We start from the raw sequence: 24,896 nt of genomic DNA, 5'->3' as shown, positions 1-24,896 counted from the left end.
CTTATGAAGGTTGTCGTAATGGGAGCAGGATTTGGAGGCATCGCCTCTGCATTAAGGGCAAGAGCACTGGGCTTTGATGTTGTTTTAGTCGAAAAAAATCAACAGATTGGTGGTAGAGCTCAAGTCTTTAATGTCGATGGTTATCGTCATGATGCTGGCCCCACAGTGATTACTGCTCCTTTCTTGTTTGATGAATTATTCGCACTATTTAATCGTGAACGTGTCGACTACATCGAATTCACACCATTGAAAGTATGGTACCGATTTGTCTTTGATGATCTCAGTACATTCGATTACGGTGGCAGTCAACATGATATTGAAACCGCAATAGGCAATATTGATCCGAGTGACGTCCAGCATTATAGAAGTTTATTGCAAGAGTCTAAGTCGATTTACCATGTTGGTTTTGAACGGTTAGCAGATAAACCATTTCATCGAATGACTGACATGATGAAATTGCTACCCGCGATGATCAAGTTAAAAAGCTATCGTTCAGTATGGCAGCTCGTTAGTAGCCACATGCAAAATGAAAAACTGAGACAAGCATTTTCTATCCAGCCTCTACTGGTTGGAGGTAATCCCTTTGATACGACCAGTATCTATAACTTAATTCATTTTTTAGAAAGAAAGTTCGGTATTCATTTCGCTATGGGGGGAACAGGTGCTCTGGTAAAGGCGTTAGAAAAGTTAATGATTGAGCAAGGTATTGAAATTATTACCAATAACGCTGTTGAACTGATTGAAACGAAAGATAACTATGTTAAGAGCCTTACCTTACAAGACGGTACTGATTTACCTTGTGATCATTTGATATCAAATATCGATCCTGCTTACCTGTATGGAAAATTATTAAAAAAAGAAAGCAGCGTAGTAGCTACGGTAAGAACAAAATTGGCTCGTAAATCGATGGGCTTGTTTGTCTTATTTTTTGGCACTAATAAACAATATTCAGCTGTAGAGCATCATACGATTCTACTTGGTAAACGTTTTAAAGGGTTATTAGACGATATTTTTAAACATAAAGTGCTTACTGAAGATTTTTCTCTTTATCTTCACCGTCCTACTGCAACCGACCCTTCTTTTGCTCCAAAAGGACATGACAGTTTTTATGCTCTCGTACCTGTACCAAATTTAGATGGCGGTCAAAACTGGAAAGAGGTTGGTGAGAAATTAAAACAGCGGGTGATTGAGCGTCTATCTCAAACGCTATTACCAGATTTAGAGAGCCATATTCAGTCGGCTTTTTACATGACCCCTGAGGATTTCAAAGATGATTATTTAAGCCCTTCTGGTGCTGGTTTTTCAATTTCACCGCACTTTTATCAATCAGCGTGGTTTCGATACCATAATAATGGTGAAGGCTTAAATAACTTGTCTTTAGCAGGTGCGGGAACACATCCTGGAGCTGGATTACCAGGAGTATTAAGTTCAGCAAAAGTTGTCGAATCGTTGTTAAAGCAAAAGTATGGCAAGGTGGGGGGAAGTCAATGACAGAGTTTTCCCAATCTACTATCATCTCACAGTTGTCAGTTGCCTTTTTGCAAGGTGGTCATAAAGTGACGGCAAAGCATGGTAAGACATTCTATTTTGCTTCGCTATTTATGGGAAAACGTCATGCGGAGCGAAGCTATTGTTTGTACCAATTCTGCCGATACCTTGATGATTTAGCTGATAATCAAGGGAACTCCTCTTCTAAATTAAACCAGTTTCGGCAACGCCTTATTGAAAATAAAACTGAACGCGATACGGTGTTTCTCACAGAATCATTTGAGCTTCCTATTAATCCCATTTTGGATTTGATTGATGGCTTCTTGTTTGATCAAAACGAACCTGTTATTGATTCGAAGAGTGAATTGCTTACATATTGTTACCGAGTCGCTGGCACTGTTGGCATTATGATGTGTCACGCTTTAGAGGTTGATGATAGAGCGGCATTCAAATATGCCGTCGACCTTGGTATCGCGATGCAGTTAACGAATATCGCTAGAGATGTTTTTGAAGATGCGCAGCTAGGTAGGAGATATGTTCCCTCTACTTGGTTACATGGTATAACCCCTTTAGAAATTGAGCAGGCGCCTTCACACCATTGCGACATCTTTCATGCGAGGAGAAAGCTCTTATTGTTAGCGGAGCAATACTACAGCAGTGGTATGTCAGGTTTATCTTATTTGCCTAAACAATCAAGGTTATCCATTTATATTGCTGCAAAATGTTACCAAGCGATTGGGTTCCAAATAGAAAGAGAGCCTGATTTTACCGTAAGATCAACGGTCTCTATGATTAAAAAGTGCGCGTTGACGGCAAATTGTATGCTTCATTTTTTATTGAGTAATGGAACCAAACGTTGGCATCGTCCTCATGATAAATGTTTGCACACTAATATCGTCAATGTCTTGGGGATCTAGACTCTGGGAGAGTGAATAATGAAAGTCAATGTTGCAATTCTTGGTGCGGGTTGTGCGGGCTTAGCTCTTGCTCGTTGCTTAACGGAACAGGGATTTTCTGGATCGGTATTATTACTGGAATCAAGACAGTGCTACGAAAATGACAGAACATGGTGTTATTGGGCCCAACCTAATTGTCAGTGGCATAAAATGGCTCAATATCGTTGGCAACAATGCTTGTTTTCATCGTTAAATGATAAACAACACATTCATTATTATGATTCGACCTCATATTGTTGTCTCCCTGCTGAAAATTACTACGACTTTTGCTTACAACAATTGGATTCGGCGAATGTATCGCTAAAAATGGAAGTTGAAGTCGTCTCTGTTTTGCCAACTCACTCCCAATCTTGGTTAGTGGAGACAACATCCGGTCATTTAGAAGCTGACATTGTCATTGATACTCGCCCTCGACCTTCTGAAGCAATACTATATCAGTCATTTTTAGGTTATGAGGTCACGTTATCCCGTCCTATATTTGCGCCTGATACTGTAAGGCTAATGTGTAATATGCATGGCGATAATCAATGCATGCGTTTTTATTACATTCTTCCATTTTCTCCTTGGCACATATTGATTGAGCCTACGGTTTTTCATCGCTCCCCTCTCAATCCAGATTTGTTGAAAGATGATCTTCAATCTGCGCTGCGGTCAGAAAACATTGAAATTGAATCTATCCTCCGCCGTGAATCAGCTATTTTGCCAATGGGGCAGACACATTTAGAAGGATCTATATTGGTCAAAGGGGGGATTGCCGGTGGTGCGTTACGGGCCAGCTCTGGCTATGGCTTTTTGCGGATCCAAGCATGGGCATTGGCTTGTGCGCAATCTATTATTACCAAAGAAAAAGCGTTTTCTCATCAGCAGCATCATCTGCAGGCTAGAATGGATCACTTGTTTTTAAACGTCATTAAGCATAACCCTGTGGATGGACCAGACTTTTTCATTCGTATGGCAAGCCAGTTAAATGGTGACCAATTTTCAGCATTTATGAGTGATGACGCGGGTATGAAAGAATGGATGAAAGTGATCAGTGCTTTACCTAAATGGCCGTTTATTAAAGAGGTCATGGCCGGTGGTTAAAGCGGATTGGAGCAGTGTGATAAAGCAGAAACCTGTGTGTTTTTTGCTGTGTGCACTTCCACTGGTTTTACTTGTTGAGCATTGGGCGATGTTTTGGCCTGTGATGTTAATGGTTTTGTTCATCGGTCTGCCACACGGTTTGCTTGACCCATGGATTACTTTAAAAAGCGTGTCATTTAAAAAGACGTCGACATGGCTGTTTTTGCTTGGCTATTTAGTATTGTCTATGGTGGTTTATTTAGGGTGGGTTATCTCACCATTGCTTTCTTTTATTCTGTTTTTGTTGGTATCGGCGTACCATTTTGGCGCCGACTGGGGAGAACAGCGAGCGAGGTCAAGGTTTCAATGTATTGGTTTGGGGGGCATCATTATCGCTCTGCCAGTTATTTTCCATCCTTCAGAAACCATGAGACTTTTTTTATTACTGACAGGGTATGACTTCTCTGACGTAATGTGGTTATTTGTGGTGTGGTGTTTAGCCGGTACCATATTATTGTTGTGTAGGCCAAATAAAGCCAATGTTGTTGAAGGTCTACTGTTAGTTATTATTAGTGCTGCGGCATCGCCGTTTATTTATTTCGCTTGTTACTTTTGCCTACTTCATAGCTATCGTCATTATGCTGAATATTTGCCAAGTATCGTCACCAGACAAGATTTTTCTATCCGATTTTTATCTTTGTTATTAATAATGACTTATATACTACTCATTGGATTGTTTCTATCTATAGAGTCAGTCTACCCGATTGAAGATAAATCGTTACAAACATTGTTTTGGGGGCTCGCTTCGCTAACGGTTCCCCATATGTTTGTTATCGCACTTTCAAAAAGTAAAAAGAGCCGATGAATCGTCATTCTATTGATTATTTTTCTTCCAGCTTGAAAATCTTACCGCTGTCTGTCGAAAAATAGAGATAGCCATCAGGGCTAATCGTGATATCTCTGATACGTTCACCGAGTTCTCTCATTAATCGAGAAGATTCAGTCAGCTTACCGTCTTTAATTGATACCACATTAATGTGAGCCAATTTAAGCGCACCCGCTAAGATTTTACCCTTCAAGGAAGGATACTTATTTCCCATATAGATCAACATGTTGCTTGGTGCTATTGAAGGAATATAGACCAGTTTCGGATCTTTCATCTTAGGTAATGAGGTTGCTTCACCTACTGCGATTGGTCCCCAATATTCTTCGCCATGAGACACCTTTGCCCAGCCGTAGTTAGCCCCTTTTTTAATCAAATTAATTTCATCACCGCCACGAGGCCCATGCTCAATTGACCAGAGTTGTTTTGTTGATTTGTCATAAAACAGGCCTTGAGGATTCCTGTGTCCGTAACTCCAGATTTCAGGTTTTTCTTTACTTGTTTTAAAGGGATTATCTGCAGGAATGGAACCATCGAGATTCAAGCGAATGATAGAACCAGCATGAGTTTGAAGATCTTGTCCATTGTCACGCACACCGCGATCACCAATTGAGAAGTAAACCTTATCGTCAACAAATGCAATACGGCTACCAAAGTGACGACCAGTGCTGGTCATGGCATCGGCAACGAAAACATCTTTCCAGCCCTCTAGTTTATTATTTTGTAATGTTGCTGTGGCAAGTGCGACAGTGGTGCCTTTTGGAGTCGATTTACTATAGGTAAAGAAGAGTATTGGGTGATTTACATCTGAATTTGGCGCAAGCGCAACATCCAACAAACCACCTTGGCCATGACTATCAACGTCTGGAACCTTGAAGAGGAACTGTTTATTACCAGAGGTAATATCGAGTAATAAAACAGTGCCATTTTTTTCATTTACGATAGCTTGTTTTTCATTAACAAATTCCACTCCCCAAGGGATTTGAAAGTTATTCGCAATTTCTATTGCGTTGTATTGGCTTGAATATGCAGATAGAGAGATACAAACAAGTAATATAGCTGCTATTGTTTTCATGGCTCATTCCTTTGATACGTCTTTCTTATTCAAATCTAGCAGTTGATATCGCTACAACTATTTTTTATTAAATTTTTCATTGTATCAATGTAGAAAAATAGTCCTATATGCAAATTGACTTGTTTAAAAGGCCGTTTATCAAACTAAAGCAATGTGCTTTTTACAAAATACCGAGCAGCTTTTTAAGTATTGAAAGATAGCGACGGCTAACTGGAAGTTCATACCCTGTTTTTGTGATAATTTCAGCTAATCCATTTTCTAATAACCTAATTTCACTGATCATCTTGATATTCACTAGATACTGACGATGACAACGCACTAACGGTGTTTTTTCTTCCAATGTTTTTAAGGTGAGCTGTGTGCTGGTGGTTTGATTATTGGAACGTACTTGTACACCACTGATATCGCTATAGGCACATTCCACTGTGTCGGTGGTAAGAATCACAATACGGTTATGACCGATACAGGGGATTTGATCGAGCTTATTCGGTGCAATAGCGGAGATGGCTTGCTGAGGCGTTGATTGTTGTATCACTTTATGTAAACGACTCACTGTTTTGGTTAAACGACTTGGATTAACAGGCTTCAATAAATAATCAAAAGCATTTTCTTCAAACGCTTGAATAGCATAGTGATCGTAAGCGGTTACAAACACCACATAGGGCATAGTTTCAGGGTCGAGCATGCTTAATAGTTCAATACCTGTTACTTGTGGCATTTGAATATCAACAAAGACAATATCTGGCTTTAGCTCATTGATTTTCTTCAGCCCAATAATAGCGTTTGGCGCTTCACCAATCACTGTAACATAGCCTGTTTCTTCCAATAATTCTGCCAGCTCTTCACGGGCAAATTGTTCATCATCAATGACAAGAGCAGTTAACATCCATCCTTACCTTTTATGTGCTTTGCAGTACTTATTGTGCCTTTGGGATAATAAAACTTATTTGGGTAAATTGGTGCTGTGTGCATGTGATTTTTAGCGCTGAATCACGACCAAATTGATTGGATAGGCGTTTATCGACTATCTCCATTCCCAATCCGACATGGCTATCTGCTGGTGGCTGATAACTTCCTGCATTATCTTCAACCGTGATTTCGTAGCCCAATGGGTGAGGTTGGCTATAAATCTTCACTATTCCACCTTTTAACAGAGTAGAAATACCATGTTTGATAGCGTTCTCTACCAGAGGTTGAAGTGTAAAACTGGGCAGTTTGGTATCAAGTAATTCATGTTGAATATTGATTTCAACGTCAAGGCGATCAGTAAAACGGGCTTTTTCTATAGTGAGATAGGCGTTTACGTGTTCCAACTCTTCTCGTAACGTCACGGTATTAATGTTTTGCTTTAAGTTACTACGGAAAAATTGCGATAAGTTTTGAATAAGCTCTCGGGCTTTATCTGGATCGCGCCTTGTGATAGCACTGATGGTATTAAGTGCATTAAACAAGAAGTGAGGATTTACTTGCGCATGTAGCAGTTTAATTTCGGCTTGTGATAATAAGGTTTGTTGCTGCAAGTAGTCACCGTAAAGAATTTGGCTTGATAGTAGCTGCGCAATACCTTCTGCCATTGACATGTTAGCGGTTGAAAACAGTTTACGTTTTGGCTCATACAACTTAATAGTGCCGACAACTTGATTGCCTGCGCGTAGTGGAATGATCAGTGCCGAACCAAGTTTACAGTCATGGGCGAGAGAGCATTGATAAGGGGATTCACGGCCATCAAGGTAGATGATGTCATTTTGTTCAATCGAATCTAAAGTGCTTTGTGAAGAGATAGGGGTATCTGGCTTATGGTGATCATCCCCGATCCCCACAAAAGCTAAGAGTTTTTCTTGGTCTGTGATCGCAACGGCACCGACCTTGGTTTCTTCATAAATAATACGGGCGATCTTATTGGCATTGTCACTGTTAAAGCCAGTACTAAGAATACCGACCGAGCGATCTGCAATGGTTAAAGCACGGCGAGAAAAGGCCGCAGAGTATTTTTCAAAGATTGTTTTACGATCTTGCAGAATACTCATAAACAGTGCCGCACCTACGGAATTGGCTATGATCATTGGAACTGCAATGGTAGAAACGAGCTCATAGGTTTGGTCAAAAGGTTTGGCGACAGTGATTAAGATGATCATCTGCACGACTTCAGCAACAAAGGTGACACCAAACACCATGCAAGGGTTAAATAACAATGCGCCTTTGTTACGTTTAAGCAGGTAAACATGGAGTAAACCTCCAATTAAGCCTTCAGCAGTGGTCGAAATGGTACAGGCAAGGTCGGTAAAGCCACCAAGAGTATAACGATGAATACCGCCCGTTAGACCAACAGCAAAACCCACCACAGGACCGCCAAAAAGCCCCCCCATAACGGCACCAATAGCACGGGTGTTCGCAATTGCATCGTCGATATGTAAGCCGAAGTAGGTACCGAGAATACAAAAACCAGAAAACAGCACGTAACAAATCAGCTTATGGCTTAAACGAGAAGAAATGCTCAACAAAGGTAAAATAATGGGGGTTTTACTCAGCATATAAGCCAGTACTAAGTAAACACACATTTGCTGTAGCAAAGAGACAATCAATTCCATATTGGCGCTCATGATAAAAATAATGCGCGATTGTAAGGCAAACAAAAAAAGCCTGCGGTGCGCAGGCTCTTAGATTGAGGAATCAAGCACATTTATGTGTGTGATTATGCCGTTTCTGACGTTGTTTTAATTTCTTCCTCATCAGCAAAGTCGGTATCACCTTTTCCTTTCGAGATTTTTATTACATAACCTGTTACGAATAGTGAGAATACAATACCGACGATGGTTGAGATCTGCATTGGTAAGCCGAAACCTAATGTGCTGTTATTTAGAATGAAGGTTACACACACTGTGGTCATAAAGATGGCTGGAACTGTCGTGATCCAGTGCAACTTATTATGGCGTAGTAAGTAAGCAGAAGCCGTCCACAACATCATTACAGCCGTGGTTTGGTTAGCAAATCCGAAGTAACGCCAAATAATCCCGAAATCGACTTGGGTTAAAATGCCACCTATTACAAACAATGGAATAGCCATTAGTAGACGATTACGCAGTGTTTTTTGTTCAACGCTGAAGTACTCAGCTAGGATCAAACGGCTTGAACGAAACGCAGTATCACCAGAGGTAATAGGCAGAATCACAACACCTAAGAACGCCAAGATGCCACCAAAGGTACCCAGTAAACCAAAGGATGCACTGTAAACTACGTTACCTGGGCCACCATTTTTCACTGCTTCAGAAAGTGACTCAAGCGAGCCGAAGAAAGATAGGGCAATAGCACACCAAATTAGTGCAATCACACCTTCACCGATCATGGCACCGTAGAATACGAAGCGGCCATTTTTCTCATTGTGCATACAGCGCGCCATTAATGGCGATTGTGTCGCATGGAAACCAGAGATAGCACCACAAGCGATCGTAATGAACAATGCAGGCCATAGCGGCATGTCATTCGGGTTTAAGTTAGTGAACATTTCGCTCACTTTGAAATCACCCATTACGGTATGTTCACTAGAGAAAGCAATGGCTGCCATTAAGCCCACAGACATGAAAATTAGAAGTGCACCAAATAATGGGTAGAAGCGACCAATGATCTTATCGACAGGCACAATCGTTGCCAGAATGTAGTAGCCAAAAATAAGCACAACCATGGTGGTTACGTTAACGCTTAGGCTGGTTTGGTCGTTGATAAGATTAGTGATCATATCGGCAGGAGCAGAAACAAAGACCACACCAACAAGTAAGAGTAGAACAATGGCAAAAAGGTTCATAAAGTGTTTTGCGCCATTGCCTAAGTAACGACCTGTAATGCTCGGTACTGATGCGCCACCATTACGGATAGACAACATACCAGAGAAGTAATCGTGAACGGCACCTGCGAAAATACAGCCAACCACAATCCAGAGCATGGCAGCTGGGCCATACAGCGCACCCATAATAGGACCAAATATAGGACCGACACCGGCGATGTTGAGTAGCTGAACGAGGTAGACACGTTTTGTCGACATAGGAACAAAGTCGACACCATCTGTTTTGGTATGTGCAGGGGTTTTACGGTGTTCTTTTATGCCGAATACTTTCTCTACGAAAGCACCGTAAATAAAATAGCCACCGATAAGCGCGGCGACACAGGTCAGAAACCACATCATAGCAATTGTCCTTAATATTGTAGGGGGGAAGCTAGGGTGTATGGTATTTGCCTTTTTAGTTAGCTGCATTTAGTTAATAGGTGAGTGGCAGGATAGTGCGATGAGTGGTTACAGAGGGGGTTAAGTGGTTTGGTTTATAGCCAAAGAGAGATAGAGAGTTGATGAAATAGCTAGTGTCATTGATAAATGACGATCTGCGAAATGAGAAAATCATCACATAAGCTATGTCGTTATTCCCGCTCTGATGCATGAGGATAACGCTAGTATTATCTGATGATTTTCTTAGGGATAAATGTATTAATAGTAATGAATTTAGAAAAAAACTATTTTAGATAATCGAACAAAACGTTACCGTATGAAAGCGTAAAATCGACGATTTGATGCTTACCACCAACGACTTTTTTGATAGGTAGTTGAGCTATCGGCGCTAAGGCATGTTCGAACAACTCAAGCGCTGCAGGACCTGTCCATACGCCTTTAACGTTAACATCTGCCATGTAATACTCAATTAATTGGCAAACGTCCGTGCCTTTTCCTGTCACACTGGGTATCACTTTTAAAATATAATTAGGTGTGGTTTCGAGTGCTGATTTTGTTGAAGCAATATCACCTTCATAATATTTATAGCCCATTGTGCCTATAGCGATTTCGGTTTGATTGTATTTTAATCGCCCTGTGAGAGTATCAACATCGATATCGAGTGATGGAAACCCGTATTTTTTAGGAAATCCCCAAATCTCTCTACCTGCAATAATAGAGGCAACATCATCGACAAACATCAGGTGACTATAAAGTCCTATTCTGCCATTGTACTCAACTTCAATCACTTGACCTGATTCTTTAAAGCTCCCAAACCCAGCGGAATCTGGCATTTTCATAAATTCAAAATGCACGACATTACTGATCACTTTTAAGGGCTCTGGCACCACTTCTTTTAATAATTCGATGTCAGTTTCATAAGAGATGATCAGATACTCTCTATCTTTAAATTTATAGTCGATGAGAGGTGCCGAGGGGGTTGTGATCGGCATAGAAAAAGCATTATTTTTTATTTGCTCTATTTTCATATATTATCTCTATATATTGTTAAATAAGATCTTCATCCAGAGTATAAATATGGATATCGTTGTCATGTTCATCGATTAACCATTGTTTATGATCTTTTTGATAAAGTGCGAGAGTGTCTTTGTAACCATTATCTCGATGGCGATAGTAATTTGCTTTGCTGAAGTTATAATCTTTGCTTTCAAGCTCAGCCTGTTGAGACTTATAAATTAAATAAACAATCTCAAGGCTATTGGTATTACTTAATTTTATTATTTCTTTAACTTTCTGATCTTTCTTATCCTCTTCAGATAAAAATTGCGTTAAGTAAGTAATTGCAGAACACAGGTTTTTAGAGGTTGAATAAAGATAAGATGCTCTTCGAGTTCTTGAAGAAAATTGAATATCTTTCACTCTTTCAGCTAATGCATTCATGTTGGTTGGTAGTTCACCTTTGGCTGAAAATAAGTCGACCATGAAACACAACTTATTTTGATGACCATCAGGATTATTCAATATTCTTTCTAATATCGACATGATAGGGGTATTTGAATATAACCCACCATCGATATAATATTTTCCATCAATTTCAACGGGTGGAAAGCCAGGTGGCATCGCACCACTTGCCATAATATGTTCAGCTGTAATGGTTTCATTAAAACTGTCGAACGTTTTAAAATCACCGCTTTCAAGGTCGACCGCACAGAGACTTAATCTGACTTCTTTTTGATTTAAATAGTCAAAATCGATCAGTTCATTGAGCGTTTCTTTTAATGGTGAGGTATCATAGTAACTCAACTCTGATGTTTTATACGTTTCAAATTCGCTTGGCCATAATTTAGGTTTAAAAAATCCTGGTTGACCTTGCCAGATTGCTTGTTGTGCATCTGCCCAGTTTTTCATTTCATTATTAAAGTTAAAGAATAGATTTGAAAAAGAAATAGAGGAGGTTACTCGTTCCCAAAATATCTCAAGATTCTTCAATCTATTTTCTGGTTTATTACCCGCAATAATGGCGGCATTAATCGCACCAATAGAAATACCGATAATAGAATCTGGGGTAAAGCCTTTTTCATTTAACGCTTGAAATGCCCCTAATTGATAAGAGCCTAATGCTCCGCCACCTTGGAAGACATAAACAATTTTCTTATTGGTTTTATTCTGCATTAATAATGCCTTATAGAAAATGGCTAAATACGTGTGACTGACTTTGAACCGTTAAATAATGATTCAAAGCCAGAGGGTGAAATAAACAGTGAATATTTTTATTGCATAAACCAGCCATGGCTAACGACAAGAGACTGTCCTGTTAAGGCATTGGTTTCCCAACTTGCAAAAACAACAGCGGCCTGAGCGATGTCTTTCATCGTTGAAAATTGTCCATCAACTGTATCTTTTAACATCACATTTTTAACGACTTGATCTTCAGTGATGCCTAACTCTTTTGCTTGTTCTGGTATTTGTTTTTCGACTAAGGGGGTTTTAACGTAACCAGGGCAAATAACGTTAGCTCTCACGTTATATTCAGCGCCTTCTTTTGCAACAACTTCACATAAGCCAATCAGACCATGTTTTGCTGTAACATAAGGGGCTTTTAATTTAGAGGCTTCTTTACTATGAACTGAGCCCATATAAATAATTGAGCCCGATTTTTGTTTATACATATGTTTTAAACATGCTTTGGTTGTTAAGAATGCACCATCTAAGTGTACTGAGAGTAAATCTTTCCACTGTTGATAAGTTAATTCTTCAACAGATGCGATATGTTGATATCCCGCATTAGAAACTAAAATATCGATTCGGCCAAAATTATCAATAACCGTTTGAATATCATTATTTACTTGTTCTTCATTGGTCACGTTCATTGAAATAGCGAGCGCATCTGAACCGTTATTTTTTATTTCTGCGACTGTTTTTTCTGCTGCATTAATATCTAAATCGGCAACAATAATTTTAGCGCCTTCTTTAGCATATTCAAATGCAATAGCGCGACCAATTCCACTTGCTGCACCTGTAATAATAGCGACTTTATTTTCTAATCTCATATATAACCCCTTTTATATTGTGTGTTTTTTAAGCGGTGTTATATTTAATATACATAAGAAATAGAATTAAAAAGCGATCAAAAAAGTAATGTAAACTTTCATTTAATTAAAATTGTAATAATTATTTTATTTTTAATTTGTTCAATGTCTATTAAGTATAAATACGTCAGTGTTAAGTTATATTGAAATAATATAAAGAGATATTTTTTATAAATAACAGTAATTGATAGGTTTGTTATTATATTAATGAGTTGATTTAAGAACATAAAATATGAATTAACGTTTCTTTATCTAATTATTGATAGCTATCTTGTGATAGATTATTTACGAAGTGAAATTTATTTCACTAGTTGTTGATCCTTCTAAAAAATGAATACGTAAATGAGATTGTACCATTTAATTTCTTAGTCGTTAGAGGATTAACCATGTTAAAAACAGTACTTATTTCAGCATCTATTTTAGTCGGAAGTTTAGTCAGTGTTAATGCTTATGCTGGGCATCATGGAGAGAAAGAAGATATTGTTGATATTGCCGTTGCAAATGGCTCATTCAACACGCTTGTTACTGCCGTAAAAGCAGCGGGTCTAGTTGATACGCTCAAGGGCTCGGGACCATTTACCGTATTAGCGCCAACAGATGAAGCATTCAGCAAACTTCCTGCAGGTACTGTTGAAACTTTGCTAAAACCTGAGAATAAACAAAAACTGATTGATATTCTCACTTACCACGTTATATCTGAAAAAGTTATGGCTGGTGATGTGGTTAAATTAAATGACGCGACAACGCTTGAAGGTCAGAAAGTGAAAATTACAGTCGATAACGGCAATGTCATGATTAACAATGCAAAAGTAATTAAAACCGATGTAAAAGCTAGTAATGGTGTGATTCATGTAATTGATAACGTATTAATTCCGCCGAGCAACTAGATAAACATATTTTATATAATTTCACGTTATTGATACCCCCCTGGATAAATGTGTTTGGTCTTAATTAAAAATGGATAGGAGCTAAGCTTCTGTCCATTTTTTTGATAAAGAAAGTGTTGTGCTTCTAATAAGTTAACGTCTTAACCTCCTTTGTAGAACGTATATTACTTACATGAAAGAGAATATTAGAGCGTAATATAATTAAGAAAGCGCACCAATATAGCAACGACATAGGCATCACCTATCCATTGCCTATTTTTGTGTCAAGGTTCAGCGGTTGGGATTTAAAGCAGCGTGAGCATTTCAGAATAGTACCACGCGGTTATGAATTATGGATTAGGAGTATTGCTGTCAATCAATTCATCGTTCTTATAACGTAATCGACCAATTTGTTCGCCTTGCTTGTTGTATATTTTTACCAGCCCGTTTTTTTTGCCATCAAGATAATATTCTTCAACCTTTAACTGCCCATTTCTAAAATAGCTTTTTGCTACACCATTAAGTTTGCCTCTGCGGTAATTTTCTTCAAATTCCAGCGTACCGTCATCATAATAGCCTTTTAAACTTCCCCGAGGTTTGCCATTAACATAGTTTTCTTCAAGCTTGATCCCACCATGTTCATAGTAAGCTTTTAACAACCCATGAGTTTGCCCATTAAGATAGTTTTCTTCGTATTTTAATGCGCCACTTTTATAATAAATTTTACTGAGTCCTTGTGGGTAGCCGTTACGAAAATAACCAACAAGTTGAATCGCCCCATTTTCGTAATAGCTCTTTATCATGCCTTCGGGCTTACCATTTTTAAAATAGCCTTCAGTTCTTAACACACCATTTTTGTAAAAGCCTTTTCGTAGCCCTTCGAGCTTCCCGTTCACATAGTTATCGAGGCTTCTTAGTTCACCTGTGGGGTAGTATGTCTTGTGAATTGCGGCAACAGACACCATTGGAACGACTAGCAATAATATTGTGAGCAAGGCTACTGTTTTTTTCATCTTGTCACTCTACTTAATCTTCTATGATTAGAGAAGTATAGGCTTAGCTTTGTGTAGTCGAAGCATCATCAGTGAGAGTCGAGGATAAAAAATTTCTAGATCTTTTTTTCTTATTATGTACGCTGAGTTTTTTAAATTGAAGTAGGGGTTAAGTGCTAAAATCTTTTTACTTTTTAAAGATATTTATTTCTTAATTTAGATTTGTAAAAATTATTAGTGGTATTATTTAAAGATAAAAGATTCAGATATGACATTGATGAAATTTTTTATTATATACGATTAAAATTTTATTAAGATAGTATTATCTTTATTTTTAATAAAACGAATGAAAAGCATTCATTGCTGAACGTATAAGCTGTAGTTATGTACAATATAAAATTATAAGTAATAATTTCAGACTGGTTGCAATCTAATCAAACTTACGTGGGATAAGGTGTTTGATTTATTTCATGTAAACCAAGTTGCGCACCAGTCTATTTGAAGGTGATTATTTTTATTAAATCAATGACCTAACTTGTATGGATGGTTAGCTTTGTCATGTCGGAAGCGTTAACGTAAATCGCGGTATCAGTATTACCATGGTTATTGTGACGTTCAAGTCTGAATCCATTTCTTATTGTAGGGTTTTCATTGATGAAAGTGTTGAAAGCTTCTATACTTGTCGTTGAGTCTATTATAGAATCAATTTCTCTATGGTTTGTTCCTTGTTGAATAATACCTGTTATCTTGAACTCACGAATTTCCATTATAAATCCTTTATAGATTTTAGAATTAATTTTTATTCTAGATTTATTATATTATTTATATCTACTAATAGAAATATTGAAAAATAATGAAAGCGATCTAGATCTAATATTTAGGTAATGTGACGTTATATATTTCTAATATTAACTCATTATATTGATTAAATGTTGATATGGTTCACCTTTTAACTAATAGCCTGTCAGCTCCATGTAGCCTGTCAGCTCCATGTAGCCTTCAGCACGATGCGAGCCTTTAATAATGATAGGTCCCTCCCAATAGGGGATGGTTAATGGCATTTTTGCATTTGGATTAAGGGCAGATAAAACGAGATCGATCTTTTGGCTTGGTATTGCGAGTTGCCATTCTGTTGGGTAGGTCCGATCATTAATCTCTGTATATGCACGAGGACGTAAACGTATATCTTCTGAATCAATGATGGTGTTCTCACCATTACGATGCATTATTTTAGCGTGCTGGTAGCTGGCTTTGCCCGTGTTGGAGTCTCGGAGTTGGAAAACAATCAGGCTTTCATTATTTGATAGCCTTATAGCAAACCAGTCCCAGCCTTGTTGAGAGTCCAGTAGAAACTGAGAGCTCCACTCTCTATCAATCCAGCCAGTCCCTGATACCTGATGCTGCTTACCATCCATAGTCACTTCCCCTGTTACTTTGATAAAAGGCTGGCTGTAGTAATATGAAGCGACTTTTCCATCTTGGCTTTTGGTGCTAAATCCATTGTCTCCTTGTTTATGATAAGGAGCATTGGTTGTTAAGGTTAAAGAATATCCAAAGCGCTTGGCCTTAACATTGAGTGTTGCTGGGAATAGATCTTTCGTTGAAGAAAGCCACTGCCAATCATCAAGATAGGCTCTAAATGGTTGTGATTCGATACCGGCTAAAGCGGATTGATCCCGAGACCATTTTTCAGCAGCCAAATGTTGAACTGTTGTCGTGACTGCACTGTGCGCCATATAGATCTGTTGACTTTGCCAAGTACTCGCTGCTTGATGATCGTTAGCGGCTGGAGGAGATGTTGCGAAACGGAATTGTGTCCATTGAATGCCTAACGCTTGTCCTTCATCGTCGATTAAATTGGCGGTTAGGTACCACCATTCATGACGAAATTCATTATGCGCTCTATGATCGTCAGGAAAGACAATATCAACGCCTTTTTTAACCTTTGCAAATGCTGATTGCGTTTCATCACTGGCCGTTGGACTTAATAGCAATCCCATGCTTTTTGTCGATGGTTTATCGCAGCCAATTAACAATATAAAAACCAAGCTATAGAACAAATACATTAACTTCATTACATGACCTCACTTTGTAAGCTGGAGACCATTGGCTGACTCACTAGTCGCCAAAGTGGAAGTAAGGTGGCGATGACGGCAATAAGAATCGTCATCGCCGCAATACTTAATGCATCTTCCCAACGCCATAGATAATGCAAACTCCATCCAAAGGCTCTTAATGTCACAATGTCAGTTAGCACATACCCCACCAACGCGCCAAGAGGCAATGCAATCATTAAAGTGAACGTTACCAGTGCGACGATTTGCCCGGTGGTCATATACATTAGTTTTCTTCGACTTATTCCAAGGGCATACAGGCGAGCAATTGAAGCTTTGCGTGCTTCGAGCAACATAAAGCAAGAGCTAAACAGTCCTATTACAGCGACCATCAAAGTCACACCATTTAATGCGCGAGTGATGGCGAATGTTTGTGAAAAGATATTCAATGCAATGGTTTTTATTTGTGATTGCTCATAGAGCTGACTAGGGTGCAAATTGAGTTGATCTTCTAACTGTTTTAAAACCACCTCATGCTCGCCAGAGACTTTTACGCCAAGGCTGGTCGGTGTATCGGTAAATCCTTGATTTTGCCAAAGCTGAGGAGAAATTAGTACTTCTCCATTCGGTGAGCCATAGTCATAAAAAATAGCCCCGACACGTAAAATGGGTTGTTGAAATGCTTCCAGCTTCAATTCACTGCCCAGAGAAAGTCCAAGCTTAATCGCTGTTGGCTCACTGATAGCGGCAACCTTATCAGCATAAAAGTGTTGCCAAAAATCAGGTATCGCTGCTTTTAGTTGCAGTGTTTGCGCCAATGAATCTTCGTCCTTGGTTCCTAGTATAATAGGTAAGCCTTGTAGGTGTTCATTGACGTAATATTGCCTATAAACTTTTTCAATATGATCAATATGGTCAAGTGAACCATCAAGTTGTGCTAATTCTGCTTGAGTCGGACTAATATAAATATCGGCATGAAGCTTTTGTTCTAGCCATCGCTTTAAAGTGGATTCAAAACTACCCACTAAAGTATTCATACCAATATTGGCAGTAACGGCTAATAGTAAAGCCATCATGGCTAATGATAATGGAGAGATCAGCTCACGAAGTTCTGCAAAGAGGTAGTTGATTAGCCCAGGGGATGTTTTTCTTTCACTTAACCTCGCCAACGTTAGTAGAGATTTGGGAAGATATAAAGGTATCGAAATAACTAAGATCCCTAGCCAAAACATAGTAAAACGATGGTGCTCGGTGAACCACATTCCAAGTAACGATACGGTGGTGAGAGCGACACCATATAAAAAGAGAGCGTTTTCATTAGACGGTGACGGTGCTTGGTAAAAGCCCCCATGAGAAGATAATGGCTGGTGTACACGTTGGTTAAAGTGCTGCCAGCACGCAGTTAATGTAGCAGTGAGCGTCAGAAGTAAAGCTTGAGCCCACCATTGCCACTGCCACGTATCAGGAAGAAGCGTTGCCCCATAGAGTTGCTCTAGTGTCAGTGCCACAGTGGGGTGCAACCAATGGCTGAGTTGAATACCCAATATAAAGCCAAGTGTTGCTCCAATAAGTACTAAAAACGTTAACTCTATAAATAACGCTATAATCACGTTTGAAGGCGTCAGACCTGCTTGTTGGATTTGAACGAGCAGGCGATTACGTTTCAATAAGCTATACCTTACTCCGTTGTAGGCAATGAGGTGTAGTGGTCAACTAAAATTGGCCACGGTTTTAGAGTTTTCCCAATATAATCGTTCTGATTCGTTGGGAGTTAGGCCGCCATTATATTGATGCGGCCTGAGTTGACAGTAATACCCGATAATGTAGCGGATGATCTCTTGTTGAGCTTCAGCAAAACTACGATAACCCACTGTTGGCACCCATTCGGTCTTTAAGCTTCTAAAGAAACGCTCCATTGGTGCATTATCCCAGCAATTTCCTCGGCGAGATAAACTCTGTTTTATCTTAAAACGCCACAGTAATTGACGGTACTTTCGACTTGTATAGTGGCTACCTTGATCGCTGTGGAACATGACGCCTTTCGGCTTACCACGCGACTCATAAGCCATTGAAAGAGCTTTGCCTGTCAGACTGGAATCAGGTGATAAAGACATCGACCAACCAATCACTTTGCGGGCAAAAAGATCAATAACAACCGCTAAATACATCCAGCGATTTCCTGTCCAAATATACGTAACATCACCAACCCAAACTTCATTTGGGGCGGTAACAGCAAACTGTCGGCCCAAGTGATTTGGAACCTCAACATGTTCTTGAGAAGCCTTTCTGTATCGATGCTTTGGCTGTTGGCAACTGACTAAACCAAGCTCTCTCATGAGTTTTGTTGCTCGGTATCGGCTCAGTTTTAAACCCTGATTTGTGACTATATCTGCAATAGTCCTCGCTCCCGCAGAGGCGTTGCTTGCTGCGTGGGCCTCACTAACTAAGCTGCGAAGTTTGACTGTTTCCGCCCTAATCGCTGTTGGACGCTTTAGCCAATAGTTATAACTACTTCGATGAACATTGAAGACTTCGCATAATGTTTTTACGCTATAGCTCTGCTTGAGTTTCTTGATCATCAAGAATTGTTCAGTGAGTCCGACATCAACAGAGCCGTGGCTTTTTTTAATATTTCATTATGCTCTTCAAGACGAGCTAACTTCTTTTTTAATTCCCGAATTTCTATTTGCTCAGGGGTCATAGGCGAAGCTTTTGGCGTTTTGCCTTGTCGTTCTTGTTTAAGCTGACGAACCCATTTATCCATCGTGGATTTACCCACATTCATGGCTTGGGCGGCTTCTGCCACTGAGTAATTTTGATCAATCACTAACTGTGAAGCCTCGAGCTTGAATTCTGCGCTGAATAGTCGTCTTGTACGATTTGTCATAGTGTCACCTGTTAACGTATGAAGTGATGATATCACCTCTAACTAAGTGACCAAATTCACTATGCCACTACAAACAGACCAACTAAAAATGCGAGTAGACTCATAGCTGTTAAGTTGAGATGAAAACTATCAGTAAGCGAACGAAGATCTGCACTTTGATTATTGCTGACCCATTTTGCCCGTTCATTCAAAAGTTGAATCCATTTATCTTTATGATTTATCGCACCCTCAAAAACGGCAATATAACTTAACTGCTCATGCTTATTGAGTAACTGTTGAGCAAAGCTAATATCTGTTAATAGGCGATTACCAAGCTGCCACTCATCAGGTAAAGGGATAACCTGTGTTTTTATGTCATTGAGTGTGAGCTCTGCTCTACTCCCCATACGGATGAATTGGGATTGGCTCATTAAAATAATTGGCTTACCCATTAATAGTTCTGCAATGGGAAGGCCATCATTAAAAATTGAAACCTCTCGCGTATTGGTAGCCTTACTTTGATTGCGATCTATTGAGGAAATCGCTGCAATAAGATCACTACCCTGAACCGATAAACTTCGACCTTTTGAATCGCTAACTCGCCCTTCAATAACTGGCAGTGAATCGCTAAGTCCATGTTGTTTTAATAAGAAGTACAAAGATTGGGAAAGATAGCGTTGACCTGATAAAGGTAGAATAAGGTGAGTAGCTTGCGCACTTAGCTGTTCTGTTGATTCTGCATAACTACGTTTGGCATTAAGATTAATAGCTTGGACGGCCACAAATAAGGTTACAGCAAGCACAATACCGATAACAATGGCCGCAGCCTGAAGTGGCGCTTGCCGATAGTGAGCACGAAATAGATGTAATACCACGCGAATATGGCGAATATTAAATCGTTGCATAGAAAGGCTCGTCTTTGTTGTTGGACTTGATGAGCTGACCATTTAATAAATGGTAATGAGTTTGCATAAAATCAGCGCATTCTTGACTGTGTGTCACTAGGATGAGCGCGGTATTACACTCATCTATTAGCTCATTGAGTAATCGCATGACTTCAATGCCAGCATTTTGATCGAGATTCCCCGTTGGTTCATCTGCTAATAACAGTTGTGGTTTGTGTGCCAGTGCTCTCGCTATTGCAACACGTTGTTGCTGACCTCCAGAGAGGGAAGAAACATGCCTATCGAGTAGCGATCTGATTTGAAGAACATCGACTAAATGATCACACCAGCTATCCCAAGGCTGTCGATTTAAAGAAAGGGGAAATGCAATGTTTTGCCTGACATTAAGTGGGGTTAGCAAATTAAATTGTTGGAAGATAATCCCTAGTGTTTGAAAGCGAAAATGGCTCCATTGTTGATCGTTCCAAGCCCCCGTATTTTCATTATTGAGCCATAATTCGCCATCCGTTAGAGGTTCAAAGCCTGCAATAATATTAAGAATCGTGCTTTTTCCACTTCCACTCGTTCCTGTTAAAGCGGCACTTTCGCCACGTGAAACTTGAAAATTAACATTATCCAATACGCGATGAGAGTCTTTTCCATCGACAAAAAATTTAGAAGTATTAATTAGAGAAACAAGCTTATCTTCCATGATTTTCTCCATTTTGCTTATATTAATATAGATAAATTTGGTGCAAATTTCCGTGATTCATAAACACCTTTTAATTTTAGACAATCTTTGTCCAAGAAGGAGTAGATAAAGCCATTAAAAAAGAAGATGAATAAAAATCATGTTTGATAATAGGAAGCAGTCGCTTAAGGTCTATGTTTTATATTGAGGATCACAAATTATTTACGGATAAGCGTTATGAATACATTTTATTACATTGCTTTTTAATTGATGAAAGAATGTTTTATTTAAGAGCTGAACATAAAAGATATAAATTATAAATATATTTATCCCTTTACATTTAAAAGGGTGATAACAACGTTAATAACATTTTTGAGCTTTATCACAAAAAATAAACTAAATTTAATTTTCTCTTTGTCAATAATGGTTAACTTTTATTCATTATTTTTAATATTAAGGGTTATTTCATTAATATAACTTTAGTTTTAGTGTGAGTAAAAAATTACTAGCCGCAATCTAAATAATGACAGAGAAGCAATATTATACATTTAATATCATCAAGAGCTATAACTCTAAATTCATATTCATACTGTTGCTTTTGTTCGTATTTATGTGTTGACTTTGTTTAATAATAAATTAGTTATTAATATGTTGGGATTGTTATTTTTTAATTAATTTTAAAGTTTAAACAAGTGTTTAATAAATAATACTTATACACTTTATTAATATGTGGTTTTATATTTTTTCTTTGTGGCTTTATTAATATAGAAAGTATAAAGTTGCTCTGTTTTTGGAAAATAACATTTATAAAATAAAAGTTAATTCAATAATAAATAAAACGGAGTTTATATTGAAGAATTCATATATCGCATTAGTTATTGGAAGTTTAATTTCTAGCAATGTTGCCCATGCAGCAAAACCAGGTGTGCCAACTATTGAGTGGGGTGAGTATAAATATATGCTTACCGAAATTGATAGTGAAGCGACAAGCTATAAAAATATCGTTAAAGCCCGTCATGATCATATAAATGCAACGGTTAACTGGGATGTATGGAGCGGTGAAGTTACGCACTCTAAGCTATTACTAGATGGTCGTGTTGTTTGGGAAGGTCAGGGCAGTACTGCAACCTTTGAACTCTCAAAAGGTGGAACGTATGAAATGACAGTCCAAGCATGTAACGATGACGGCTGTAGTACCAGTGCTCCTAAACAGTTGATGGTAGCGGATACTGACGGTAGTCACTTAAAACCATTAAATGCGCCGTTTAAAGAAAATAACAGGCCGCATACGAATACCACTGGAAAAGTTGTGGGGAGTTATTTCGTCGAATGGGGCGTGTATGGCCGCAAATTCACCGTTGATGATATTCCAGCGCAAAACCTTACCCATATCCTTTATGGCTTTACTCCTATTTGTGGTGGGGATGGCATTAATGACAGTTTAAAATCTATTGCTGGCAGCTTTAACGCGTTACAAAAGGCGTGTGCTGGTCAAAAAGATTTTGAGGTATCTATTCATGATCCATGGGCTGCAATATCAAAACCACAGCAAGGAGTGAGTGAACACTCAGATCCTTACCGTGGTAACTTTGGTCAATTAATGGCATTGAAAAAAGCGCATCCTGATTTGAAGATCCTCCCTTCTGTTGGGGGGTGGACGCTTTCAGATCCTTTCTTCTTCTTAGACGATCCTGCAAAACGTAAAGTGTTTGTCGACTCAGTGAAAGAGTTTCTGCAGACTTGGAAGTTCTTTGATGGTGTTGATATTGACTGGGAATTCCCTGGCGGTGATGGCGCAAACCCAGCATTAGGTAATCCAGAAAAAGACGGACAAACCTATGTAACCTTGATGAAAGAGTTACGCGCAATGCTTGATGAGCTATCGGCGGAAACAGGTCGTCAATATGAACTATCGTCAGCGATTGGTGCGTCAGAAAAAGGGATTAACCGTGTTGACTATAACCAAGCTCAGCAATACATGGATCATATCTTCTTGATGAGTTATGACATGTTTGGTGCTTGGAACAATGACAACCTAGGTCACCAGTCTGGTCTGTATAACGGTAGCCACCAACCAGAAATTAAACACACGGTTGATTTAGCTGTGAAAACACTGTTAAACCAAGGCGTTGAACCTAAGAAGATCATCGTGGGCACACCATTTTATGGTCGTGGTTGGAAAGGTGTTCATGACGTTCAAGGCAATAATCCCATGACAGGAAAAGGAACTGGGCCTGTTAAAGGGACGTGGGAAGACGGTGTGGTTGATTACCGTGATATCGTCGATAACCGTTCTACCAATGGTTGGGAAAGCCATTACGATGCAAAAGCTGAAGCCTCTTACCAGTGGAACCCTACTACCGGTGAGTTGATCACCTACGACACGCCACGCGCAGTGAAGGCCAAAGCACAGTATGTCTTACAACATAACTTGGGCGGCTTATTCTCATGGGAGATTGACTCTGATAATGGCGATTTGTTAAATGCTGTGCATGAAGGTTTAGGGCACGGTGGTGATACACCGCCTGTAAACCGTCCACCGATTGCAAATGCAGGCGCAGATCAAAAAGTTGTTGGCCCTGTTTATGTTGAGCTAGATGCTGGCAAATCTTACGATCCTGAGCGTGAAGATATTACTTATTCATGGACACAAATTAGTGGTCCAACAGTAAGTATTTTAAATAACAAAACAGTCGCGCCAACCGTTGATGTTCCTGTTACTGACGTTGATACCAGTTATCAATTCCAACTAACAGTAACAGATCCAGAAGGTCTGAGTGCTACCGATACTATTACGGTTGAAAACAAGGTTCAGCATCAAAACCATGCACCGACAGTAACCATGGTGAAAAAGCTGAAAGTCGACAGTGGTGAGCAGTTTACGTTAACCGCAAACGCCAATGATCAAGATAATGATGCCCTGACGTATTCGTGGAGCATTCCTTATAACTTTGATGTGGTATCAGGTTTAGGCTCGTCTGAACTGACACTCAAAGCACCTATCATGGATGAGCAAACAACAGAAACGATTTCTGTCTTAGTCTCCGATGGTTCGCTTGATGCACATGCGGCGACTGAAGTGACAGTGAAAAAATATACTGACAATGACAACAATAATGGTGGCGATGATAATAACGGCGGTGACGACAATGGCAATGGTAGTTGCGATGTGATAACCGATCCGGAAGCAGCGAATCACTCAGCATGGAGCGCGGCAATTATCTATAACACAGGTGACAAAGTTAGCCACAATAACCTTGTTTGGGAAGCAAAGTACTGGACGCAAAATAACGCACCTAGCCAAACTGCCGATCAATGGAAGTTAGTGACTGATGTTGTTATGCCATGGAACCAAGACGTTGCCTATAGTGGTGGTGCAATAGCGAACTACGATGGCGCAATGTGGCAGTCTCAATACTGGAGTAAAGGGCTTGTACCAGGCCAGGATCCAGTATGGGTGAACATCGGTTCATCGGATTGTAAGTAACCTTCAAGGGCTCACTCTGCGCTAGGGTGAGCCCTTTTTCAATACTCATCTTTTTATATTATTACAGTGCGCATGTCCTCGAGTGTCGTCAAGACCTAGTCCATGTTCTTGAGATGGATTGGGATGAAACCATGCGAGGAGGATATAACGGTGAATGTAATTTTTAACATAGAAGTCATGCTTCACCATACGGTAACTTGATGTTTCAACTGTATGCAAAGTTAATGTAATTATTATATTAGGTTTTTAATATTATCTATGTTTTTCAATGAAAGTTATAAAGCAAT

General features: G+C 39.3%; 18 protein-coding genes and 2 pseudogenes. 6 read left to right on the top strand and 14 right to left on the bottom strand.

Features of this window, described 5'->3' with window-relative positions; genetic code table 11:
* The first annotated feature begins 3 nt into the window (after nucleotides 1-3).
* Genes crtI through SKA34_RS04695 form a run of 4 tightly spaced genes read left to right on the top strand, consistent with a single transcriptional unit; the run spans nucleotide 4 to nucleotide 4,371 of the window.
* Nucleotides 4-1,491, top strand: a complete 1,488-nt coding sequence (gene crtI, locus SKA34_RS04710; protein ID WP_039859708.1) for a phytoene desaturase family protein — start codon at nucleotides 4-6, stop codon at nucleotides 1,489-1,491.
* Entirely contained in the window at nucleotides 1,488-2,405 is a 918-nt protein-coding gene (locus tag SKA34_RS04705) for a phytoene/squalene synthase family protein (RefSeq protein ID WP_006644365.1), read from the top strand. The genes crtI and SKA34_RS04705 overlap by 4 nt, the downstream gene beginning before the upstream one ends.
* An 18-nt stretch (nucleotides 2,406-2,423) precedes the next feature.
* Nucleotides 2,424-3,527: a lycopene cyclase family protein gene (locus tag SKA34_RS04700; protein ID WP_006644364.1), complete on the top strand. Its 1,104-nt coding sequence runs from the start codon at nucleotides 2,424-2,426 to the stop codon at nucleotides 3,525-3,527.
* A gap of 16 nt (nucleotides 3,528-3,543) precedes the next feature.
* Entirely contained in the window at nucleotides 3,544-4,371 is an 828-nt protein-coding gene (locus SKA34_RS04695; protein ID WP_232284214.1) for a Brp/Blh family beta-carotene 15,15'-dioxygenase, read from the top strand.
* A 16-nt stretch (nucleotides 4,372-4,387) separates the two neighbouring features.
* Here SKA34_RS04695 and SKA34_RS04690 read toward each other — a convergent pair whose 3' ends face one another.
* The 7 genes from SKA34_RS04690 to SKA34_RS04660 form a co-directional block, all read right to left on the bottom strand.
* Nucleotides 4,388-5,464, bottom strand: coding sequence for a PQQ-dependent sugar dehydrogenase (locus SKA34_RS04690; protein WP_006644362.1), 1,077 nt, complete (start codon nucleotides 5,462-5,464; stop codon nucleotides 4,388-4,390).
* Nucleotides 5,465-5,624: 160 nt separating this feature from the next.
* Nucleotides 5,625-6,350, bottom strand: a complete 726-nt coding sequence (gene btsR / locus SKA34_RS04685) for a two-component system response regulator BtsR (RefSeq protein WP_006644361.1) — start codon at nucleotides 6,348-6,350, stop codon at nucleotides 5,625-5,627.
* A 31-nt stretch (nucleotides 6,351-6,381) separates the two neighbouring features.
* A complete protein-coding gene (locus SKA34_RS04680) occupies nucleotides 6,382-8,052 on the bottom strand; it encodes a sensor histidine kinase (RefSeq protein ID WP_006644360.1) in 1,671 nt (556 codons plus the stop codon).
* Nucleotides 8,053-8,156: 104 nt separating this feature from the next.
* Complete coding sequence (locus SKA34_RS04675; RefSeq protein WP_006644359.1) at nucleotides 8,157-9,641, bottom strand: carbon starvation protein A; 1,485 nt, start codon at nucleotides 9,639-9,641, stop codon at nucleotides 8,157-8,159.
* A 323-nt stretch (nucleotides 9,642-9,964) separates the two neighbouring features.
* Complete coding sequence (locus tag SKA34_RS04670; RefSeq protein ID WP_006644358.1) at nucleotides 9,965-10,708, bottom strand: acetoacetate decarboxylase; 744 nt, start codon at nucleotides 10,706-10,708, stop codon at nucleotides 9,965-9,967.
* A gap of 19 nt (nucleotides 10,709-10,727) precedes the next feature.
* Nucleotides 10,728-11,852, bottom strand: a complete 1,125-nt coding sequence (locus tag SKA34_RS04665) for a patatin-like phospholipase family protein (protein ID WP_006644357.1) — start codon at nucleotides 11,850-11,852, stop codon at nucleotides 10,728-10,730.
* Nucleotides 11,853-11,950: 98 nt separating this feature from the next.
* Nucleotides 11,951-12,730 (bottom strand): 3-hydroxybutyrate dehydrogenase, encoded by a 780-nt coding sequence (locus SKA34_RS04660; protein WP_006644356.1) that lies wholly within the window; start codon nucleotides 12,728-12,730, stop codon nucleotides 11,951-11,953.
* Between the two features lie 425 nt (nucleotides 12,731-13,155).
* On the opposite strand from SKA34_RS04660, the gene SKA34_RS04655 reads away from it, so the two are divergent.
* Nucleotides 13,156-13,656: a fasciclin domain-containing protein gene (locus tag SKA34_RS04655; RefSeq protein ID WP_006644355.1), complete on the top strand. Its 501-nt coding sequence runs from the start codon at nucleotides 13,156-13,158 to the stop codon at nucleotides 13,654-13,656.
* A gap of 329 nt (nucleotides 13,657-13,985) precedes the next feature.
* Here SKA34_RS04655 and SKA34_RS04650 read toward each other — a convergent pair whose 3' ends face one another.
* From SKA34_RS04650 to SKA34_RS04615, 7 genes and pseudogenes are all read right to left on the bottom strand, one after another.
* The gene (locus SKA34_RS04650) at nucleotides 13,986-14,648 is read right to left on the bottom strand and encodes a toxin-antitoxin system YwqK family antitoxin (protein WP_006644354.1); all 663 of its coding nucleotides are present in this window, start codon (nucleotides 14,646-14,648) and stop codon (nucleotides 13,986-13,988) included.
* Nucleotides 14,649-15,157: 509 nt separating this feature from the next.
* On the bottom strand, nucleotides 15,158-15,394 hold the full coding sequence (locus SKA34_RS04645; protein WP_006644353.1) for a hypothetical protein: 237 nt from the start codon (nucleotides 15,392-15,394) through the stop codon (nucleotides 15,158-15,160).
* Nucleotides 15,395-15,580: 186 nt separating this feature from the next.
* Nucleotides 15,581-16,702 carry a lipocalin-like domain-containing protein gene (locus SKA34_RS04640; RefSeq protein ID WP_006644352.1) on the bottom strand — a complete coding sequence of 374 codons (1,122 nt, stop codon included), beginning with the start codon at nucleotides 16,700-16,702 and terminating at the stop codon, nucleotides 15,581-15,583.
* Nucleotides 16,702-18,378 (bottom strand): annotated as a pseudogene (locus SKA34_RS04635) (ABC transporter permease); the annotation flags it as partial. The gene SKA34_RS04640 and the pseudogene SKA34_RS04635, both read right to left, overlap by 1 nt.
* 12 nt (nucleotides 18,379-18,390) lie before the next feature.
* Nucleotides 18,391-19,568 (bottom strand): IS3 family transposase gene (locus SKA34_RS04630; protein ID WP_086004105.1). Its coding sequence is split into 2 segments (ribosomal slippage): nucleotides 18,391-19,310 and nucleotides 19,310-19,568, totalling 1,179 coding nucleotides; the frame shifts between segments, so codons are not numbered across the junction.
* Nucleotides 19,569-19,636: 68 nt separating this feature from the next.
* Nucleotides 19,637-20,452, bottom strand: a pseudogene (locus tag SKA34_RS04620) (ABC transporter permease); the annotation flags it as partial.
* Complete coding sequence (locus SKA34_RS04615) at nucleotides 20,439-21,143, bottom strand: ABC transporter ATP-binding protein (protein WP_006644349.1); 705 nt, start codon at nucleotides 21,141-21,143, stop codon at nucleotides 20,439-20,441. The pseudogene SKA34_RS04620 and the gene SKA34_RS04615, both read right to left, overlap by 14 nt.
* 829 nt (nucleotides 21,144-21,972) lie before the next feature.
* Between SKA34_RS04615 and SKA34_RS04610 the strand changes: the two genes are divergently transcribed.
* On the top strand, nucleotides 21,973-24,609 hold the full coding sequence (locus SKA34_RS04610; RefSeq protein ID WP_006644348.1) for a glycosyl hydrolase family 18 protein: 2,637 nt from the start codon (nucleotides 21,973-21,975) through the stop codon (nucleotides 24,607-24,609).
* Nucleotides 24,610-24,896: the final 287 nt, after the last annotated feature.

This window comes from Photobacterium sp. SKA34 (genome assembly GCF_000153325.1).
Classification (GTDB): Bacteria; Pseudomonadota; Gammaproteobacteria; order Enterobacterales; family Vibrionaceae; genus Photobacterium.
Note: the sequence above shows the minus strand (reverse complement) of the source record. Positions and strands in the feature narration are given on the sequence as shown.

Excerpts from the sequence above, each read along its gene's own strand:
- SKA34_RS04690 (WP_006644362.1), bottom strand. The coding sequence starts at position 5,464 with ATGAAAACAATAGCAGCTATATTACTTGTTTGTATCTCTCTATCTGCA.
- SKA34_RS04650 (WP_006644354.1), bottom strand. The coding sequence starts at position 14,648 with ATGAAAAAAACAGTAGCCTTGCTCACAATATTATTGCTAGTCGTTCCA.
- crtI (WP_039859708.1), top strand. The coding sequence starts at position 4 with ATGAAGGTTGTCGTAATGGGAGCAGGATTTGGAGGCATCGCCTCTGCA.
- SKA34_RS04640 (WP_006644352.1), bottom strand. The coding sequence starts at position 16,702 with ATGAAGTTAATGTATTTGTTCTATAGCTTGGTTTTTATATTGTTAATT.
- SKA34_RS04705 (WP_006644365.1), top strand. The coding sequence starts at position 1,488 with ATGACAGAGTTTTCCCAATCTACTATCATCTCACAGTTGTCAGTTGCC.
- SKA34_RS04660 (WP_006644356.1), bottom strand. The coding sequence starts at position 12,730 with ATGAGATTAGAAAATAAAGTCGCTATTATTACAGGTGCAGCAAGTGGA.
- SKA34_RS04670 (WP_006644358.1), bottom strand. The coding sequence starts at position 10,708 with ATGAAAATAGAGCAAATAAAAAATAATGCTTTTTCTATGCCGATCACA.
- SKA34_RS04675 (WP_006644359.1), bottom strand. The coding sequence starts at position 9,641 with ATGATGTGGTTTCTGACCTGTGTCGCCGCGCTTATCGGTGGCTATTTT.
- SKA34_RS04680 (WP_006644360.1), bottom strand. The coding sequence starts at position 8,052 with ATGGAATTGATTGTCTCTTTGCTACAGCAAATGTGTGTTTACTTAGTA.
- SKA34_RS04645 (WP_006644353.1), bottom strand. The coding sequence starts at position 15,394 with ATGGAAATTCGTGAGTTCAAGATAACAGGTATTATTCAACAAGGAACA.
- SKA34_RS04615 (WP_006644349.1), bottom strand. The coding sequence starts at position 21,143 with ATGGAAGATAAGCTTGTTTCTCTAATTAATACTTCTAAATTTTTTGTC.
- SKA34_RS04665 (WP_006644357.1), bottom strand. The coding sequence starts at position 11,852 with ATGCAGAATAAAACCAATAAGAAAATTGTTTATGTCTTCCAAGGTGGC.
- SKA34_RS04655 (WP_006644355.1), top strand. The coding sequence starts at position 13,156 with ATGTTAAAAACAGTACTTATTTCAGCATCTATTTTAGTCGGAAGTTTA.
- SKA34_RS04700 (WP_006644364.1), top strand. The coding sequence starts at position 2,424 with ATGAAAGTCAATGTTGCAATTCTTGGTGCGGGTTGTGCGGGCTTAGCT.
- btsR (WP_006644361.1), bottom strand. The coding sequence starts at position 6,350 with ATGTTAACTGCTCTTGTCATTGATGATGAACAATTTGCCCGTGAAGAG.